Source organism: Nocardia sp. MH4 (genome assembly GCF_019266065.1).
Lineage (GTDB): Bacteria > Actinomycetota > Actinomycetes > Mycobacteriales > Mycobacteriaceae > Nocardia > Nocardia canadensis.
Genome location: NZ_LPNR01000098.1, coordinates 52,486 through 68,943, shown reverse-complemented (window position 1 = coordinate 68,943; position 16,458 = coordinate 52,486). Strand labels below are relative to the sequence as shown.

Annotated in this window: 15 protein-coding genes; 7 read left to right on the top strand and 8 right to left on the bottom strand. The window is 69.7% G+C overall.

The window, feature by feature from the left end:
* Window positions 1-55: 55 nt before the first annotated feature.
* Both ATM97_RS14645 and ATM97_RS14640 read right to left on the bottom strand, forming a co-directional pair.
* The gene (locus tag ATM97_RS14645; RefSeq protein WP_218718564.1) at window positions 56-1,201 is read right to left on the bottom strand and encodes a hypothetical protein; all 1,146 of its coding nucleotides are present in this window, start codon (window positions 1,199-1,201) and stop codon (window positions 56-58) included.
* Entirely contained in the window at window positions 1,201-2,526 is a 1,326-nt protein-coding gene (locus tag ATM97_RS14640; protein WP_255587759.1) for a hypothetical protein, read from the bottom strand. The genes ATM97_RS14645 and ATM97_RS14640 overlap by 1 nt, the downstream gene beginning before the upstream one ends.
* A 132-nt stretch (window positions 2,527-2,658) precedes the next feature.
* Between ATM97_RS14640 and ATM97_RS14635 the strand changes: the two genes are divergently transcribed.
* From ATM97_RS14635 to ATM97_RS14625, 3 genes are all read left to right on the top strand, one after another.
* Entirely contained in the window at window positions 2,659-3,171 is a 513-nt protein-coding gene (locus ATM97_RS14635; RefSeq protein ID WP_218718563.1) for a lipoprotein LpqH, read from the top strand.
* Window positions 3,172-3,212: 41 nt separating this feature from the next.
* Window positions 3,213-4,013 (top strand): hypothetical protein, encoded by an 801-nt coding sequence (locus ATM97_RS14630; RefSeq protein ID WP_218718562.1) that lies wholly within the window; start codon window positions 3,213-3,215, stop codon window positions 4,011-4,013.
* 132 nt (window positions 4,014-4,145) lie between these two features.
* The gene (locus ATM97_RS14625; protein WP_218718561.1) at window positions 4,146-6,209 is read left to right on the top strand and encodes a PhoX family phosphatase; all 2,064 of its coding nucleotides are present in this window, start codon (window positions 4,146-4,148) and stop codon (window positions 6,207-6,209) included.
* Here the strand turns inward: ATM97_RS14625 and ATM97_RS14620 are convergent.
* The 3 genes from ATM97_RS14620 to ATM97_RS14610 form a co-directional block, all read right to left on the bottom strand.
* On the bottom strand, window positions 6,206-6,370 hold the full coding sequence (locus ATM97_RS14620; RefSeq protein WP_255587772.1) for a type II toxin-antitoxin system prevent-host-death family antitoxin: 165 nt from the start codon (window positions 6,368-6,370) through the stop codon (window positions 6,206-6,208). The two genes, ATM97_RS14625 and ATM97_RS14620, sit on opposite strands and share 4 nt — an antisense overlap.
* A 37-nt stretch (window positions 6,371-6,407) precedes the next feature.
* Window positions 6,408-7,349, bottom strand: a complete 942-nt coding sequence (locus ATM97_RS14615) for a DUF1254 domain-containing protein (protein ID WP_218718559.1) — start codon at window positions 7,347-7,349, stop codon at window positions 6,408-6,410.
* A gap of 88 nt (window positions 7,350-7,437) precedes the next feature.
* On the bottom strand, window positions 7,438-8,178 hold the full coding sequence (locus ATM97_RS14610; protein WP_218718558.1) for a glycoside hydrolase family 25 protein: 741 nt from the start codon (window positions 8,176-8,178) through the stop codon (window positions 7,438-7,440).
* A 159-nt stretch (window positions 8,179-8,337) separates the two neighbouring features.
* Between ATM97_RS14610 and ATM97_RS14605 the strand changes: the two genes are divergently transcribed.
* Entirely contained in the window at window positions 8,338-9,021 is a 684-nt protein-coding gene (locus tag ATM97_RS14605; RefSeq protein ID WP_218718557.1) for a pentapeptide repeat-containing protein, read from the top strand.
* A 1-nt stretch (window position 9,022) separates the two neighbouring features.
* On the opposite strand, the gene ATM97_RS14600 is transcribed toward ATM97_RS14605, so the two are convergent.
* Both ATM97_RS14600 and ATM97_RS14595 read right to left on the bottom strand, forming a co-directional pair.
* Complete coding sequence (locus ATM97_RS14600; RefSeq protein WP_218718556.1) at window positions 9,023-10,363, bottom strand: amylo-alpha-1,6-glucosidase; 1,341 nt, start codon at window positions 10,361-10,363, stop codon at window positions 9,023-9,025.
* Between the two features lie 54 nt (window positions 10,364-10,417).
* Entirely contained in the window at window positions 10,418-10,921 is a 504-nt protein-coding gene (locus ATM97_RS14595; RefSeq protein ID WP_218718555.1) for a DUF6069 family protein, read from the bottom strand.
* Window positions 10,922-11,136: 215 nt separating this feature from the next.
* Here ATM97_RS14595 and ATM97_RS14590 point away from each other — a divergent pair, with 215 nt between their 5' ends.
* Both ATM97_RS14590 and ATM97_RS14585 read left to right on the top strand, forming a co-directional pair.
* Window positions 11,137-11,826, top strand: a complete 690-nt coding sequence (locus ATM97_RS14590; protein WP_218718554.1) for an SDR family oxidoreductase — start codon at window positions 11,137-11,139, stop codon at window positions 11,824-11,826.
* Between the two features lie 266 nt (window positions 11,827-12,092).
* Window positions 12,093-12,884, top strand: a complete 792-nt coding sequence (locus ATM97_RS14585; RefSeq protein WP_218718553.1) for a polysaccharide deacetylase family protein — start codon at window positions 12,093-12,095, stop codon at window positions 12,882-12,884.
* A 115-nt stretch (window positions 12,885-12,999) separates the two neighbouring features.
* Here the strand turns inward: ATM97_RS14585 and leuS are convergent, their stop codons facing one another.
* The gene (gene leuS, locus ATM97_RS14580) at window positions 13,000-15,849 is read right to left on the bottom strand and encodes a leucine--tRNA ligase (RefSeq protein ID WP_218718552.1); all 2,850 of its coding nucleotides are present in this window, start codon (window positions 15,847-15,849) and stop codon (window positions 13,000-13,002) included.
* 159 nt (window positions 15,850-16,008) lie between these two features.
* On the opposite strand from leuS, the gene ATM97_RS14575 reads away from it, so the two are divergent.
* Window positions 16,009-16,416, top strand: a complete 408-nt coding sequence (locus ATM97_RS14575) for an SdpI family protein (protein WP_218718551.1) — start codon at window positions 16,009-16,011, stop codon at window positions 16,414-16,416.
* Window positions 16,417-16,458 lie beyond the last annotated feature (42 nt).

Here is a 16,458-nt window from a genome sequence, read left to right as displayed (position 1 = left end):
GCTGTCGTGGCCCGCGCCGTCGCGGCGCTCGACATCGGGGGATTCGCCGCGAGCATCAGAAGTCCGAATCATCCGCGGCGGCCACGGCTTCGGCGCCGAGCAGCGGTTCGCCGGTCGACGATCCGGTGAGCCGCTGCCGGGCGAAGTCCCGGATCAGTCCGCGCGCGGGTGCCTCGTCCGGCTGCGGGCCCGCCGGTCCGACACCGGGCACGAAAACGTCCACGGTCAGTTCGCGGCCGAGGAACTCGCCGACTCGGGCCGCGCCGACCCAGGCGTCACCTCGGCGTCGCAACGCCACCTCGGCGACCTCGGCACCGGCGGTGATGCGTGCGTGCGGGCGCAGATGCGCGGGCACCTCGCGCGGGCAACCGGGTGCCGCGACCACGCTGACCTGCACAGTCGATACTCCGTCCGTCCGCAGGACCTGCCATGACACCGCGCCGCCGCCCGCGTCGAGGAGGCCGGGCGGACACCGACGCCAGTCGCATTCACCACTGCCGCGCGCGAACACGAGGCCGCCGGTTTCGCCGGCACCGCCCGCGGCGAGCGCGTAATCGTCCGCGCGGGTGGACCCCGGCCCGGTGTCGGACTGCTCGGCCCGGAGACCGGGCCATTCCTGCCCCGTCGAATCCGCTGACCCGCTCGGCCCGCCGCCGCCTCGGGAAGGGTCCTCCGCCGCTACCGAATTCGCTGCCGACGTCCGATCGGATACTCCGAATCCGGCCAGGCGGTCGAGTGATGTCGGCACTTCGACGTCGAGCGCCATATCGCATGCCTCGGTCAACTCCTCGACATCGGCGGCCAGCAGCGCCGGATCGAGCGCGGGAATGCCATCGACGGTCGACGCGGGCCACCACCGAGTCGCCCAGTGCGCGTACGCGAGTCGCCGCAGCGCGGCCGTGAGGTCGGGCCGTAGCGGGGCGGCGGTCAGGGTGCGTCGCTGTCCGTCTGCGACGGTGAGCGCGGCCTCCTCGCCGTAGACGGCCCACAGCCAATCCTGCGCGGCGTCCGGGTCGTCCAGCACGGCGGCCGGAAGTGACTGTCCGGCAAGCAGACTCCAGCTCAGATGGCCGCCGACCACGTCGAGCACGAGCGCGTCGAGGGTGGGCGTGTCGTCGAGCACTGTCGGCGGGGTGGTGGGCGCGTCCTGGGGAATCAGTGTCACGGTGCCCGCCGCGCGCTGGACGCGGATCGTCGTCATCAGCTCGCCCTCGCTCGCATCGTCGCGTGCTCACCCAGGGTGGTGAGCGCTTGCTTCACCCTGGTGCGGTGGTCCAGGATCACCGAGCGCGCGACCCCGTCGAGCAGATCCCACAGCTCGCCCGGCTCGAAGACCGGCATCTCCCGCACGTCGCGCCCGTGCAGCCGGACCCATAACCTGCGCAGATAGGGACGCCACGGCGTGCGCAGTTCGGCGGCGACGGCGGCCAGCGGGCCGGTCGCGCCGTCGACCACATGGACCGCGTAACGCCGCGCCTGCAGCACGTACGCCTCCCGTCGCCAGCGGCTGTTGACCACCTCGTGGGCGCGCGAGGACCCGGTGTCGCCATCGTCGGAGGTAGTGATCGGCGAGAGTCCCAGTGCCAGTTCGCAACCCGCGGCCGCGGTCACCCGCAGCGATTCGTCCAGCAGACCCCACGGCGAGCAACTGCGGGAGATCTCCGTGGTGACCAGCTCCGGGATGTCCGGGAGATCGGTGCGGTCGACACTGCCTTGCAGCACGGTGAAGACCCGCTCGTACACGGTGCGGTCGAACGGCAGTCCGAGATTCGCGGTCGACGCCGAAGCGCCCAGGTCGGGACGCTGGGGACAGGTGTGCATCGTCAGTCCGAGGTCGTCGGCGCCGTGCGCCGGGTGCGCGCGCCACAGCGCGATGCCGCGGTGGGTGCCCGCTTGGTCCTCGACGAGTTCGTCGAGCAGAGGGCCCGCGTCGGCGGGATCACCGTCGCGGGCCAGGGTGCTCGCCTCGAGCAGTTCGGTCAGCGCGGGCGCCAGATCGCGGACCCCGAACTCCGAGAGCGGCCGCCGGTTCCAGGCGACGTCGAGCAGCGCGGTGAGCTCCACCAGCCGATGCGGGTCGGTCACATGGTCTTTCAGGGCCGCCGTGGTGCGCCCGCCGGTGCTCTCGTGCACCTCGCGCAGCATCGCCTCGGCCCGTGCCCGCGCGTCCGGGCCGGGCGCGCCGTGCACGGTCGCCAGTTCGAAACAGCGCTGGAAGTACAGGTCCTGGGCATTGCCCTCGGTGATCCGCAGCGCCCGGCGCACCTGCTTGAGCACGGTGAACCACTCGGCGCAGGCCCGCAGCACGTCGGACTGGGCCAGCACCAGCGAGGTCAGCAGCGTGCTGCCGTCGGCGGAGAGCACGGTGCCCGCGCACAGCGGATGCTGCACAGGCCGGATGACCAGCGGGTCGAGGATCAGCTTCACAGTGCGGCGCAGCGGGCCGCCCTGTGGCCCGCTCAAGGCGTCGACGCCGTCGAGCCCGCGCCACACCTCGTCGAGCACCAGGGCGCGGGGTCTTCGCATTCGACCAGGTTAACGGCATTTCCGGCGGGTGGCGCACGGAAAAGTTGGGATCGGTAGGGCGCCGATGATTTCTACCTTTTTCTCAACGGGCCACCGAGAACCGGCCCGCTCAACCGAGAGAACGGAAACACCATGAACACCAAGCTGATCGCCGCCCTCGCCGCTTCCGCCGCCGCCACCGCGCTGTTCGTCACCGGCTGCAGCGACTCCGGCACCAGCTCGACCCCGTCGAGCACCGGCTCGGCCGCCCCGGCGCCCGCCGCGGGCAAGTCCACCGCCAGCGTCGACGGCAAGGAATTCGCCGCCAAGTTCGACACCACCTGCGCCAAGCAGGGCGGCACCCTGGCGCTCGCGCTGACCGACCTGGCCAACGCCACCTACGGCAACCTCTCGGTCAGCGCCTCGGTCGAGGGCGACACCGTCCAGGCGGTGGCGATCGCCGGCACCCAGGGCGGCTCCAACGGCCTGCCCTACGCGGTCGGCTACGGCAACGGCCAGCCGGGCGGCTCGGCCAAGCTCGCCAAGGACGGCAACACCTTCCGCATCACCGGCGAGGGCGTCAGCGCCCCCGACATGACCAACCCGCTGGCGGGCCCGGCCACCGCGAAGTTCGACATCACCTTCGCCTGCACCACGATCGCCTGACCTGATCGCGACCCGGTCGCACCACTTCACGAGGAGGAATCATGAAATCCAAGCTCCGCGCGGCCGCGGTCGCCTTCGGGGTCCTGTCCATCGGCTACTACCTCTACTACGGCCTCACCTACACCCCCGACGAGTTCACCGGCGGCATGCTCGGCTGGGTCGGCCCGCAGATGGCGCTGCCGATCATCGCCCTGACCATCGTGCCGATGGTCTTCGCCTTCACCGGCGACGGCATCATGGAGGCCTTCACCGGCCGTAACAGCGGCGAGTTCCGCCAGGGCGAGGTGGGCATCGGCACCATCACCTCGTTCCGCCAGACCGGGGTCTCGGTCAACGATCAGCCGCAGGTGCGGATCGAATTCCGCGTCGAAGGCGCGGACGGGAAGGTCTTCGACTCGCACGCCAAGATGATCGTGCCACTCACCGAGCTGGCGCTGCTGCAGCCCGGCGTCGTGCTGCCGGTCCGGTATCTGCCGGGCCGCACCGACAAGGTCGAGGTGGACCGCTCCGGCGACTCCGGTGCCGCGCAGCGGGCGATGAACGAATCGCTCATCCGCAAGGGCATCACCACCCGCGGCAAGCTCGACATCGCCGAGCGCGGCCTGGCCGCCCAGGCGGTGGTCCGCAGCCTCGACGTCCCCGGCCGGATCCGCGGTGGGTACACCGAGATCATCCTCGGCCTGGTGGTCACCCGCCCGGACGGCAGCACCTTCCAGACCAGCGCCGAGAAGTTCCTGCCGCCCTCGGCGATCGGCCACGTGCAGGTCGGCCGGATCCTGCAGGTGCACTACCTGCCCGGCAACGAGCAGGAGGTGGTGATCGCCCTGCCGGTCAACGCCTGATGACAACCGAACCCACCGAACTCGGCGAGTACAGCACTCGCCGAGTTTTGGTCGTGTGTTCATCTTCGCGTTCCCGATGGCTCGCCTGGGCTGCCTACCGTGCGGCGAAGTCCGACCTACTCAGGAGTCACCGTGAGTCCGAAACCGCTCGCCCTGTTCGTCAAGCACGACGGCCAGTCGGCACGCGCCGCCCTGACCTGTGAATACAAGTGCGGCAACGCTTGCTTCCACGAGCCGCCGAACACGTCCGAGGGCGCCTACTTCGGTGACATCGTCAGCGGCCTGAACCGTCGCGGCCTGATCAAGGGCGGCGCCGCCGCCGTGCTCGCCCTCGGCGCGGCGGGCGCGCTGGCCGCCTGCGGCGACGACGCCGCCGAGACCGCCACCACCCCGGCGCCGACGCCGGCGGGCACTCCCGGCACCGGAACGGCGTTCACCGCCGTCGCGCCGAACAAGGAAGACGCGCTGGTCATCCCGGACGGCTACGAGCAGCAGGTCGTGCTCCGCTGGGGCGATCCGATCTTCGCCGACGCCCCCGCGTTCGACTTCGACAAGCAGAGCGCGGCCGCGCAGGCCAAGCAGTTCGGCTACAACAACGACTTCGCCGCGCTGCTGCCGATCGAGGGCCAGGCCAACAGCTACCTGCTCGTGGTCAACCATGAGTACACCACCGGCCCGATGATGTTCCGCGGTTACAACAAGGACGCCGCGACCGACGAGCAGATCGCCATCACCAAGGCCGCGCACGGCATGACCGTCGTCGAGGTCAAGGGCGAGGCCGGTTCCGGCAAGCTCACCCCCGTCTTCGGCAAGTACAACCGCCGCGTCACCGCCGACACCGAGTTCACCCTCACCGGCCCCGCCGCGGGCAGCGCGTTCACCGTCACCGGCGCCGACCCCTCCGGCACCAAGGTGCTCGGTACCTTCGCCAACTGCGCCGGTGGCGTGACCCCCTGGGGCACCGTGCTTTCCGGTGAGGAGAACTTCAACGGCTACTTCGCCAACGGCGACAAGGCCTCCGACCCGCAGGGCCGGGTCAAGCGCTATGGCTTCCCCAAGGGCGGCACCCCGAACCAGTGGGAGCGCACCGACAAGCGCTTCGACCTGAGCCAGGAACCCAACGAGGCCAACCGTTTCGGGTATGTCGTCGAGGTGAACCCGTGGGACGCCACGTCGACGCCGGTCAAGCACTCGGCGATGGGCAGGCTCAAGCACGAGGGCGCCTCGATCTATGTCACCGACAAGGGTGACGTCGTCTCCTACACCGGCGACGACGAGAAGTTCGACTACATGTACAAGTTCGTGTCCTCGCGCAAGATCCAGTCCGGCACCGGCGCTTCGGCGATGCGGCACAACATGACGATCCTCGACGCGGGCACCCTCTACGTCGCGAAGCTGACCGGCGACCACCCCGACAAGATCGACGGCAGCGGCACCGTTCCCTCCGACAAGGGCTTCACCGGTAAGGGCCAGTGGATTCCGCTGCTCGAGACCGGCGACGACGGCAAGGGCAAGTCCCTGGTGGACGGCATGAGCGCCGCCGAGGTCGCGGTGTTCACCCGCCTGGCCGCCGACAAGGTCGGCGCCACCAAGATGGACCGCCCCGAGGACTTCGAGGCCAACCCGTTCACCGGCAAGGTCTACGTGGCGCTGACCAACAACGACAACCGCGCCAAGGACGACAAGCCGGGCGTCGACGAGGCCAACCCGCGCAAGCTGAACAAGAACGGCCAGGTCCTCGAGCTCACCGACAACCACACCGGCACCGACTTCACCTGGTCGCTGCTGCTGGTCTGCGGTGACCCCGCCGCCGCCGACACCTATTTCGCCGGCTTCGACAAGACCAAGGTCAGCCCGATCTCCTGCCCGGACAACCTGGCCTTCGACCCGTACGGCAACCTGTGGATCTCCACCGACGGCAACGCCCTCAAGACCAACGACGGCCTGTTCTCGGTGATCCTCGACGGCCCCAACCGCGGTGAGACCAAACAGTTCCTCACCGTCCCCAAGGGCGCCGAGACCTGCGGCCCGATCGTCACCGAGCAGCGCGTCATCGTCGCGGTCCAGCACCCGGGCGAGGCCGACGACGCCACCCCCGACAACCCGCAGTCCCACTGGCCCGACGGCGGCACGGCCCAGCCCCGCCCGGCTGTCGCGGTGGTGTGGAAGAAGAACGGCGGCCGCATCGGCGTCTAGCCGACACCCGTCCCGCTGATGAAGCCGCTACTCGACTGGGCGAGTAGCGGCTTCGTCGTTTTCTGGGACTCGCCGTGCACAGTGATCGTCACCCGTTCGTGCTGGCTGCGGACACGAGCGACCAGCTCGGACAGTGTTGCCTTCGCTTCAGCCAGCTTCATGGTCACAAGTATGACCATATTCTGGTGGTGGCGTTTGTCATGCAGGCTCGACCTTCGGTACCTGCCAGTCGGCGAGATCGTCGAGCCTGGGGCGGTAGAGGCGGATCAGGAGATTCCAGCCCGCGGGCAGCGGAATGCCGTTCTCGACGCCGGGACCGGTCGAGCCGAGGCGGACCGTGGTGGAGCCGTCCTCGTTGCGGGCGGCGAAGACCGAGTTCACGTTCGTGATGCCGCTGGGGCCGGGCTCGAAGTAGCCGTCGCCGTTGTAGACGCTCAGCGACCAGAAGGCATCGGCGGGGACATCGCGGAAAGTCATCGTGTACTCACCGACGGGCAGTTCCGGGGTGATGTTGAGGTAGTACGCCTCGGCATCGGGCAGGCCGCCCCAACCCGCCGCCGTGCCGACCAGATGGTGGATGGGGTCGACTTGCTCGGCGCTGCCGAACGCCCGGGTGAACCCGACCATCGTCTTGCTCAGTGCCAACAGGGCGTCGCGGACCTGCTTGTGGCTCGCGGCGTCGTAGTCGGGGTAGTCGAAGGCGGGCTGCGGTCCGGCTTCGACGGTCAGGCCGTCCTGGAGCCGGTGGACCTCGGCGAGGTCGGCCGGGTCGTTGGGGTCGAACAGGATTCGCGCGGCGACGACGACATAGTCGGTGCCGAAGTCCGCGCGCGTCAGTTCGTAGGTGCCCGCGCGGTGGAACACGCGATTGATGTAGTGGTCCTGGTTGATCACCATCACCGACAGGTAGCGTTCGCCCGCTTCCGGGACGGTCAGCGTGGCGCTGCCGTCGACGAGCGCGACGATGGCGGTCGAGTAGAGCGTGTCGCGGTTCTGGCGGATCACCGGCTGTTGGTCCAGTGGGGCGAGCTCACGGTCGTGCTTGAACACGCCGAGTCCGCCGATGATCGGCAGCATGCGCTGGATCATCGTGTCGGACTCGACCCGGGTGAAGTTGTCCACGTCTACCACGATGCTCATCCCGCGCTCCTCCGTCGTCTGCCGTCGTAGGCAGGATCGCGGCTGGGCGGCCTCGCGACCTCACCCGTTGCGGATGAAATCGTGGCGGCTAGCTGCTGCCGAAGCTCGGTATGTTGGCGAAGCGGGCGAAGTCGCCCTGGGCGCCGCTGTAGACGTTGACGTCGGTGGCGCCGCCGATGCCGGGGATGCTGCCACGGTCGGTGGTCTGCCAGAAGGTCCAGGCGGGCCAGTTGCCGGGGACTTCGGGTTCGGCTTCGCCGCGGTAGTCGGCGATCCACAGGGGGTAGCGGGTGAACAGGCTGGTGTCGGCCATCGCCGTCTTCCAGAAGTTCGGGTAGGTGTAGATGATCGGGGCGCGGCCGGTGATGGCCTGAACCGTGTTCAGGTAGCGCTGCGTCCAGTCGATCAGCGCGTCCGGTGGCAGGCCGCCCGAGGTCTCCAGATCCAGCACCGGCGGCAGGTCGAGCGGTCCGTTCTGGCCGAGGACCGTGGTCGCGTACAGCGCCGCCTGCGGTTCGGGCGGCAGCTCCGGTCTGGCGAAATGGTAGGTGCCGCGGGCGATGCCGGCCGTGCGCATGAGCAGGCTGTCCGCTACGAAGTACGGATTGACGTAGTGCAGCCCCTCGGTGGCCTTGACCATCGCGAACTGATGACCGGCCGCGCGGACCGCGTGCCAGTCGATCATCCGGCCGTCCACATGCTGCCAGGACGACACATCGGGCCCGCTCGGCCCGGCCTGCGCGGGCACGGGCACGAGCCCGGCCAGCGCGACCAGCGACAGCGCGGTGAAACTGCGGCGAACCGTCGAACTCCAGCGCTTGGTGTCCATGGCCCTCGACCGTAGGTCATCGATACGGATGTGACCAGTGTTACTGATGAGGTGTTGTCGAATAGTTGGCCGCGCCCTCGGTCAGCGGCCTGGACACCCGAACCGGTCGGTGGGTGCCCGTATCTTGGTGCCGACATCCGACGACGGGAGTGGTGGGCGATGGCGCGCAAGCGTGCGGTGCGATTCGAGCCGGCGGTGGCAGCACCGGGCGGGTTGCGACCGGCGACCCCGGCCGACGACCCGGCCGACGATCGCACCGCGGCCGCGGTCGAGTATCGCGGCGCCGACTTCGCCGAGGTCCACGTCCACGGCTTCACCGCCGAGGGCTGCCTGTTCGACAGCGTCCGCTTCCCGAGCACCCTGCGTCAGGCCACTGTCAGCGAATCCGCCCTGCGCGTCTGCGATCTCGCCAACGTGCAGGCCGACGACTCCTCGATGTTCGAGACCGAGATCGCGCACGGCAGACTCACCGGACTGTCCTGGACCGCGGGCGTGCTGCGCGACGTGCTCGTCGACTCGAGCCGCGCGGATCTGGCCTCCTTCGCCGAATCCCGGCTGCGGACCGTCGTTTTCCGCGACTGCGACCTGCGCCAGGCCGATTTCCAGCGCACCGAGTTCCGCAATGTCCGGTTCGAGCGCTGCAATCTCACCGGCGCCCGGTTCAGCGATGCCCGACCGCAGCAGAACCTGCGTTTCGAGGAGTGCGACCTGACCGGCGTGTACGGCCTGACCGCGCTGCGCGGCGCCACCATCGAGGGCGGTGACCTGGAATCACTGGCCGCCACCCTGGCCCGCGAACTCGGCATCACCGTCGAGCCGCGGGCCGTCGGCGGGGAGTACTGACTCAGCCCAGCCAGTCGAGAACCGAAGCGGCGGTCCAGGATTGCTGCATGCTGCCCAGGGGCGCGCCGGTGAAGGGCTCGTAGTACTCGGCGAAGCTGCCGTCGCTGGCCTGGCGCAGTCCTTCCGCGCGCAGCATGTAGGCGCGCTCGGCCCAGCCGCGCCGGGCGAACGCCCAGGAGAACAGCCAGCTCATCACCGGCCACACCGGCCCGCGCCAGTACTCGCGCGGGCGGAAGTCCTTGGAGACCGGCGAGGTCGACGGCGGCAGCGCGTAGCGCAGGTCGGGGTGACCGCAGAAGCGTGGACCCTCGAAGGTGTTGAGCAGGGCGCGTTCGGCCGGGCGGGGCAGCCCGCCCGAGAGCAGCGGCGCGAACATCGCCAGCGTCTCGGTGCCGATCCAGCGTTGCAGCCGCACGTCGTAATCCCGGGCGGCGCCGGTCCGTTCGTCGGTGGTGGCGACCACGCCCTTGCGGAACCGGTCGGCCCACCCGTGCAGCTCGCGGACATCGGCGTGCGGCTGCTTGTACTCCTCGCCGATATCGGCCAGCACCTCGCAGGCCAGCGCGAAGATCGCCGAGACGAACACGTCCTCGACGGCGAAGCTCATCACCGAGGTGAGCTGGTAGTCGTCGTAGTTCGCCCGCCGCATCTGCTCGACCAGCCACAGGTAGCGATCGTATTCGCGGTCGCTGGGGCGCTGGGTGGGATCGGAGATGATGGCGGTGTCGGCGCGCCGGTACGGCGGCAGGTCCTCGCCCGGAATCACGTTGGCGTAGGCGCGATCCCAGCGCGGCGAGTTGTCCATTCCGGATTCCCAGCCGTGGTACAGCGTGACGCGTCCGGTCTCCTTCGGGTCGCGGGCGTGCGCGAGCCAGCGGTGCCAGCGCACCAGATCCGGCCAGCGCCGGTTCAGGAATTCCTCGGCGACGGCCCTGGTCGAACGGCCGTGCCTGCGGGAATGGTCGAGGATTCGCTGTACCGCGATGGCATGCACCGGCGGCTGGGTGATTCCGGAGGTGTCGGGCCCGTCGGGTGCGTTGGCGGCAAGCCTGCGACACTCCCAGCGGGCGGGCCCGGGGAAGTAGCCGTCGACGCCGTTGGCGAAGACGATGTGCGGGATCATCCCGTTCTTCCACTGCGCCGACAGCAGCGTGTCGAGTTCGACGACGGCGCGCTCCACGCTCAGCGGCGCCAGCCCGACCGCGACGAACGCCGCGTCCCAGCTCCACATGTGCGGGTAGAGGCGGGGCGCGGCGCTGGTCATCGTGCCCAGGTCGTTGCCGCGCAGGAGATAGGCGGCGCGGGCCGCGAGCTGCGTGGGGGTGAACCCTGGGTCTGTCATCTGTCTATTCTGCGACCGACCAGGCCGAATGGCATCCCGGCAGGCCTGTGATGGTCAGTACCCCACTTGACGCGGGTCGTTCTGCGCGGCCGAGCCGACCGAGCTGAGCATGGTGGTGATGCACAGCCCGACGAGCAGGTTGATCACCGCGGTCGCGATCTTGGCGTCCATATCGGCGACCAGGGTGAACGGCAGGATCACCGCGACGGCCGTGACGAGCAGGCAGATCCAGGTGAAGAAGGTCAGCGGACTGGGCATGGCCAGCAGCAGCACCATCAGCAGGGCCGTCGCCAGCAGCGCCGCGCCCGCCGCGGCCAGCGCGTAGGAGGTGGTCGACACCGTGCCGTAGGCGCCGGCGCCCTCGGGCGAGAGGATCGCGATGCCGAGCACGCCGCGCACCAGCATGATCGCGACCACCACCAGCAGCGCGGCGACGACCGCGGTGCCGATGCCACCGGCCCAGAGTTTGCCCACATTGACCTTCGGTTGGGGCTGCGGCTCCTGCCCGTGGGGATACTGCGGGTTAGCTGGTCCGTAGTTGTACCGGGGATCGGTCATGCCTCGACGGTACTAGCGTGACCCGCCGATCTACGCCCGAACCACACGGACATCCAGCCGAAATGCCCCTCCCAGCCGGATTTGCCGGATTCGCCGGCCCGCCCCCATGCCCACCTCGCTGGACACTTGCTCACCACGCTCTGAGGTAGGCATCGGCCGGGAGGTGAACGCCACCACCGCGTGGTGACCTCGATACGGGCGCTAGCGTGGGCCCCATGACGGTGACCAGTACTCCGGCCCCGACCGCTTTGATCACCGGCGCGAGCCGTGGACTCGGGGCGGCGATCGCCCGGGAGCTCGCGCCGACCCACGACCTGCTGCTCGGCGCCCGCTCCGCCGAGGCGCTCACCCCGATCCGCACCGAGCTGCCCGGTGCGACCGGCTGGCCGGTGGTGCTGACCGACTATCCGGCCGTCGCCGCGGCGGCGAGTGAGATCCAGCGCCTCGATGTGCTCGTCCACAACGCGGGCATCGCCGACCTCGGGACCGTCGCGGAGTCCTCGGTCGACCAGTGGCGCAGCACGCTCGAGGTCAACCTGATCGCGGTGGCCGAACTGACCCGGGTGCTGCTGCCCGCCCTGCGCGCCGCGAACGGACATGTGGTGCTGATCAATTCGGGTGCGGGTCTGCGTGCCAATCCCGGCTGGGGTTCGTACGCGGCGAGCAAGTTCGGTCTGCGCGCCTTCGCCGACGCGTTGCGGCTGGAGGAACCCACCCTGCGGGTGACCTCGATCTTCCCCGGCCGCATCGATACCGACATGCAGCGCGCGATCGTCGCCGACGAGGGCCGCGAGTACCGCCCGGAGGAGTTCCTCACCCCCGAGACGGTGGCGGGCGCGGTCCGCGCCGCCGTCGACACCCCGCGCGACGGGCATCCCACCGAGATCGTCCTGCGACCGCGTTGACCAGGACCGATGCCCCATCCCGCCGGGACGGCGGCGTTTGCGATCAGCATGCGGCCAGGCCGACACGGACGCGGCTGATTCGGTAGCCTCGCTTCTCGTGTGAACGAAGCGGCTGGGGGTCGTCGCAGTTCGCCCGAATGTGCCCGCCGGTTCAGCTGCTCGCCGGATTCGGTGGGTACGGTCCCGCTGTTTGTGAGTCGTGCCCGGCCGTCGGAGTGCGGTGCACCTGTTTCGAGTAGGGGTTGTCGTAAGTGGATAGACGTCGAATGCTGGCGTTGCTCGCGGCGGGCGGCGCGGTGGCGCTGACCGGCTGCGCCACCGCCGAGGGCGAGGCTGTGAGCGCGGGCTCGGGTGGCGAGATCCCCGCCCCGCCGACCGTGCCCCCGGCCCCGGCCAAGCCGCAGCTCCCGCCGCCGCCCGGCGGGCCGAAGTCGATCATCCCCGCCGAGACCATCACCGCGCTGCCGGGCCAGGGCTCCAGCATGGCGCTCACGGTCGACGACGGCGCCAGCCCCGAGGTGGTCGGCGCCTACGTGCAGTGGGCCAAGGACACCGGCGCCCGCTTCACCTTCTTCGTCACCGGCTACTACGAGTCCTGGACGATCCACCGCGACGCCCTGCGTCCGCTGGTGGAGTCGGGTCAGATCCAGCTCGGCAACCACACCTGGGACCACGCCGCGCTCACCAAGATCAGCGCGAGCGCGGTCGCCGACCAGCTCGGCCGCACGAAGACCTTCCTGCGCAACAACTTCGGTGTCGACGGCACGCCGTTCTACCGGCCACCGTTCGGCTATCACGACGCCACTGTCGACAAGGTGGCCGCGGACCTCGGCTACACCGTGCCGACCATGTGGTACGGCTCGCTGTCGGACTCGGGTCTGATCACCGAGGAGTACCTGATCGAGTGCGCGCGAAAGTATTTCGCCGCCCAGACGATCGTCATCGGCCACGCGAACTTCCCGCCGGTCACCCACTGCTACGGCCAGCTGGTCGACATCATCAAGGAGCGCAACCTGTCGCTGGTCACCTTGAACGACGTGCTCCAGGTACGGGCCTGAACCTCAGCGCCGCCAGTCGTACGGTATCCCCGCCGGCGTGCCCTGGGGCTCGGGTACCCGTTCGTCGGTCGGATCGGTCATCGGTGCTGCTCCTCGCGTCGAACGGGTACCAGGCTCACGGCACGATATTGACCATCTTGCCCGGCACGACGATCACCTTGCGCGGTGCCGCGCCCTCGAGCAGCGCGACGACCTTCTCGTCGGCCAGCGCGGCGGCCTCGATCGTGGCCGGATCGGCGTCGGCGGGCACCTGGATCCGGCTGCGCACCTTGCCCTTCACCTGGATCGGGTACTCCACCGAGTCGGCGACCAGCAGGGCCGGATCGGCGATCGGGAAGGGGCCGTGGGCCAGGGAGGTGGTGTGCCCCAGGCGTTCCCACAGTTCTTCGGCGATGTGCGGGGCGAGCGGGGCCAGCATCAGCACCAGGGGTTCCACGGCGGCGCGCGGGGCGCCGTCGGGGTAGTTCTTGGTGAGGTGGTTGGTCAGCTCGATCAGCTTGGCGCCCGCGGTGTTGTCGCGCAGCGCGGCCAGATCCTCGTCGACACCGGCGATCGTGCGATGCACCAGGCGCAGGGTCTCGTCCGAGGGCGCGGCGTCGGTGGCCTTCACCGCGCCGGTCTCCTCGTCGATCGCCAGGCGCCACACCCGCTGCAGGAAGCGGTGCGCGCCGACGACGTCCTTGGTGGCCCAGGGACGCGAGGTGTCCAGCGGACCCATCGACATCTCGTAGAAGCGGAAGGTGTCGGCGCCGTACAGATCGCACATCTCGTCGGGCGAGATGGCGTTCTTCAGCGACTTGCCGATCTTGCCGTACTCCTGGTTGACCTCGATCTCGACGCCGTCGGCGCCGGTCCAGAAGAACTTGGCGTCGCGCTCGACGACCTCGGCGGCGGGCACGTACGTGCCCCGCGCGTCGGTGTAGGCGTAGTCCTGCACGTAGCCCTGGTTGTAGAGGCGGCGGTAGGGCTCGCTGCCGGAGACGTCACCCAGGTCGAAGAGCACCTTCTGCCAGAACCGCGCGTACAGCAGGTGCAGCACCGCGTGCTCCACGCCGCCGACGTACAGGTCGACGCCGCCCGGATCGTCCGCGCCGTGCTCGGCCGTGCGTGGGCCCAGCCAGTACTTCTCGTTCTCCTCGGCGCAGAACGTCTCGGCATTGGTCGGGTCGGCGTAGCGCAGCTGGTACCAGGAGGACCCGGCCCAGTTGGGCATCACGTTGGTGTCGCGGCGGTACTGCTTGGGTCCGTCGCCCAGGTCCAGTTCCACGTTCACCCAGTCGGTGGCCTTGGCCAGCGGCGGGGACGGCTCGGAGTTCGCGTCGTCGGGGTCGAAGGTGACCGGCGCGAAGTCCGCCATCTCCGGGAGTTCCACGGGCAGCATGGATTCCGGCAGCGCGTGCGCGACTCCGTCGGCGTCGTAGACGATCGGGAAGGGCTCGCCCCAGTAGCGCTGGCGGGCGAACAGCCAGTCGCGCAGCTTGTACTGGACCGTGCCGGTGCCGTGACCCTCGGCCTCCAGGTGACCGATCATGGTCGCCTTGGCCTCGTCGACCTCCAGGCCGTTGAGGAAGTCGGAGTTGATCAGCTTGCCCTCGCCGGCGTGTGCGCCGTCGGTGATGTCACCACCGTCGATCACCTCGAGAATCGGCAGTTGCAGCGCGGTGGCGAAGTCCCAGTCGCGGTGGTCGTGGCCGGGCACGGCCATGATCGCGCCGGTGCCGTAGCCGCTCAGCACGTAGTCGGCGATGAAGATCGGCACCTGCTTGCCGTTGGCCGGGTTGGTCGCGTAGGAGCCCAGGAAGACGCCGGTCTTCTCCTTGTTCTCCTGGCGCTCCAGATCGGTCTTGGCGGCGATCGACGTGCGGTACGCCGCAACGGCTTCCGCCGGGGTGGCCGCGCCGCCGTTGGTCCACGCGGCGGCGGTGCTGTCCGGCCAGGCGGCGGCGGTCAGCTTGTCGACCAGCTCGTGTTCGGGCGCCAGCACGACGTAGGTGGCGCCGAACAAAGTGTCGGGGCGGGTGGTGAAGACCTCGATCTGCTCGCCGTCGGGCGCGTCGAAGCGCACCTGCGCGCCGCGCGAGCGACCGATCCAGTTGCGCTGCATGGACTTCACGTTGTCCGGCCAGTCCAGCGTGTCCAGGTCGTCGACCAGGCGATCGGCGTAGGCGGTGATCCGCATCATCCACTGCCACATGCGCTTACGGAACACCGGGAAGTTGCCGCGCTCGCTGCGGCCGTCGGCGGTGACCTCTTCGTTGGACAGCACCGTGCCCAGGCCGGGGCACCAGTTGACGATCGAATCCGACTGGTACACCAGGCGATACGAGTCCAGCAGCGCGCCGCGCTCGGCGGCGGTCAGCGCGTTCCAGTCGCCGCCGTCGGGGACCGGGCGCGCGCCGGTGGCGAACTGCTCTGCCAGCTCGGCGATCGGGCGGGCCTTCCCGGCCTCCTGGTCGTACCACGCGTTGTAGATGCGCAGGAAGATCCACTGCGTCCACCGGTAGTACTCCGGGTCGGTGGTGGCGAAGGAGCGCCGCGGGTCGTGGCCGAGGCCCAGCCGGTCCAGCTGCCGCTGCATCGTGGCGATGTTGGACTCGGTGGTCACCCGGGGGTGCGCGCCGGTCTGCACCGCGTACTGCTCGGCGGGCAGGCCGAAGGCGTCGTAGCCCAGCGCGTGCAGCACGTTGCGCCCGTGCATGCGGTGGTAGCGGCCGAACACATCGGTGGCGATGTAGCCCAGCGGGTGGCCAACGTGCAGGCCGGCGCCCGACGGGAACGGGAACATGTCCTGGATGAACAGCTTGTCCGCGGGCGTCTCGCCGGCCAGCGGACCGACCGGGTTGGGCGCGTGGAAGGTGCCGCGCTCGGCCCAGTTCTGCTGCCAGCGCCGCTCGATCCGCCCCGCCAGCTCGGCGTTGTACCGGTGCTGAGGTACGTCACTCTCGGTTGCACGAGTGTCCTGCACGGTCCTGCCTTCTTGTTCTCGCCGATCCCCGGTAAACATCGTCTAACAGGGTAGAACGTCGGTGCCAGGTGATTTCCGACGGGCACTGCGGTGTGTGGGCGGTCACCTCGGCGGGGAGCGCTCGATCGGGCCCCGACGGCGGTGCGCTAGCCTGCAAGAATGGTCGTCGTCGCTCTCCTGCTGTTCGCGCTGGCCGCGGTCGCCATCGTGACCGGCGTGCTCGGACTGATCGGCAAACTGCCCCGCAATCGCTTCCTCGGTGTCACCACCGAGGCCGCCCTGCACAGCGACGACAACTTCCGCCTCGCCAACCGCATCGCCGCCCCGACCTCCGTCGGCGCGGGCGCCCTGCTGTTCGCCGGCGGCCTGGTCGCCCTGGTCGCGGGCGGTCTCCCCGCCCTGGGCGTGGCTGTCGCGGTCGCCGTGATCGCCATCTTCACCCTGGGCGCCGGCGCCAACGCCGCGGCCCGCGCCGTCGAACCCCTCCTCCCGCCCGCCCCCGTCGGCGGCTGCGGCTCCTCCTGCGGCGGCTGCTCCCTCCGCGAAACCTGCGCCCCCGCGAACTAGCCTCCGCGCCGCCCCGGGGATAACGGGCAATTCGGGTATCGC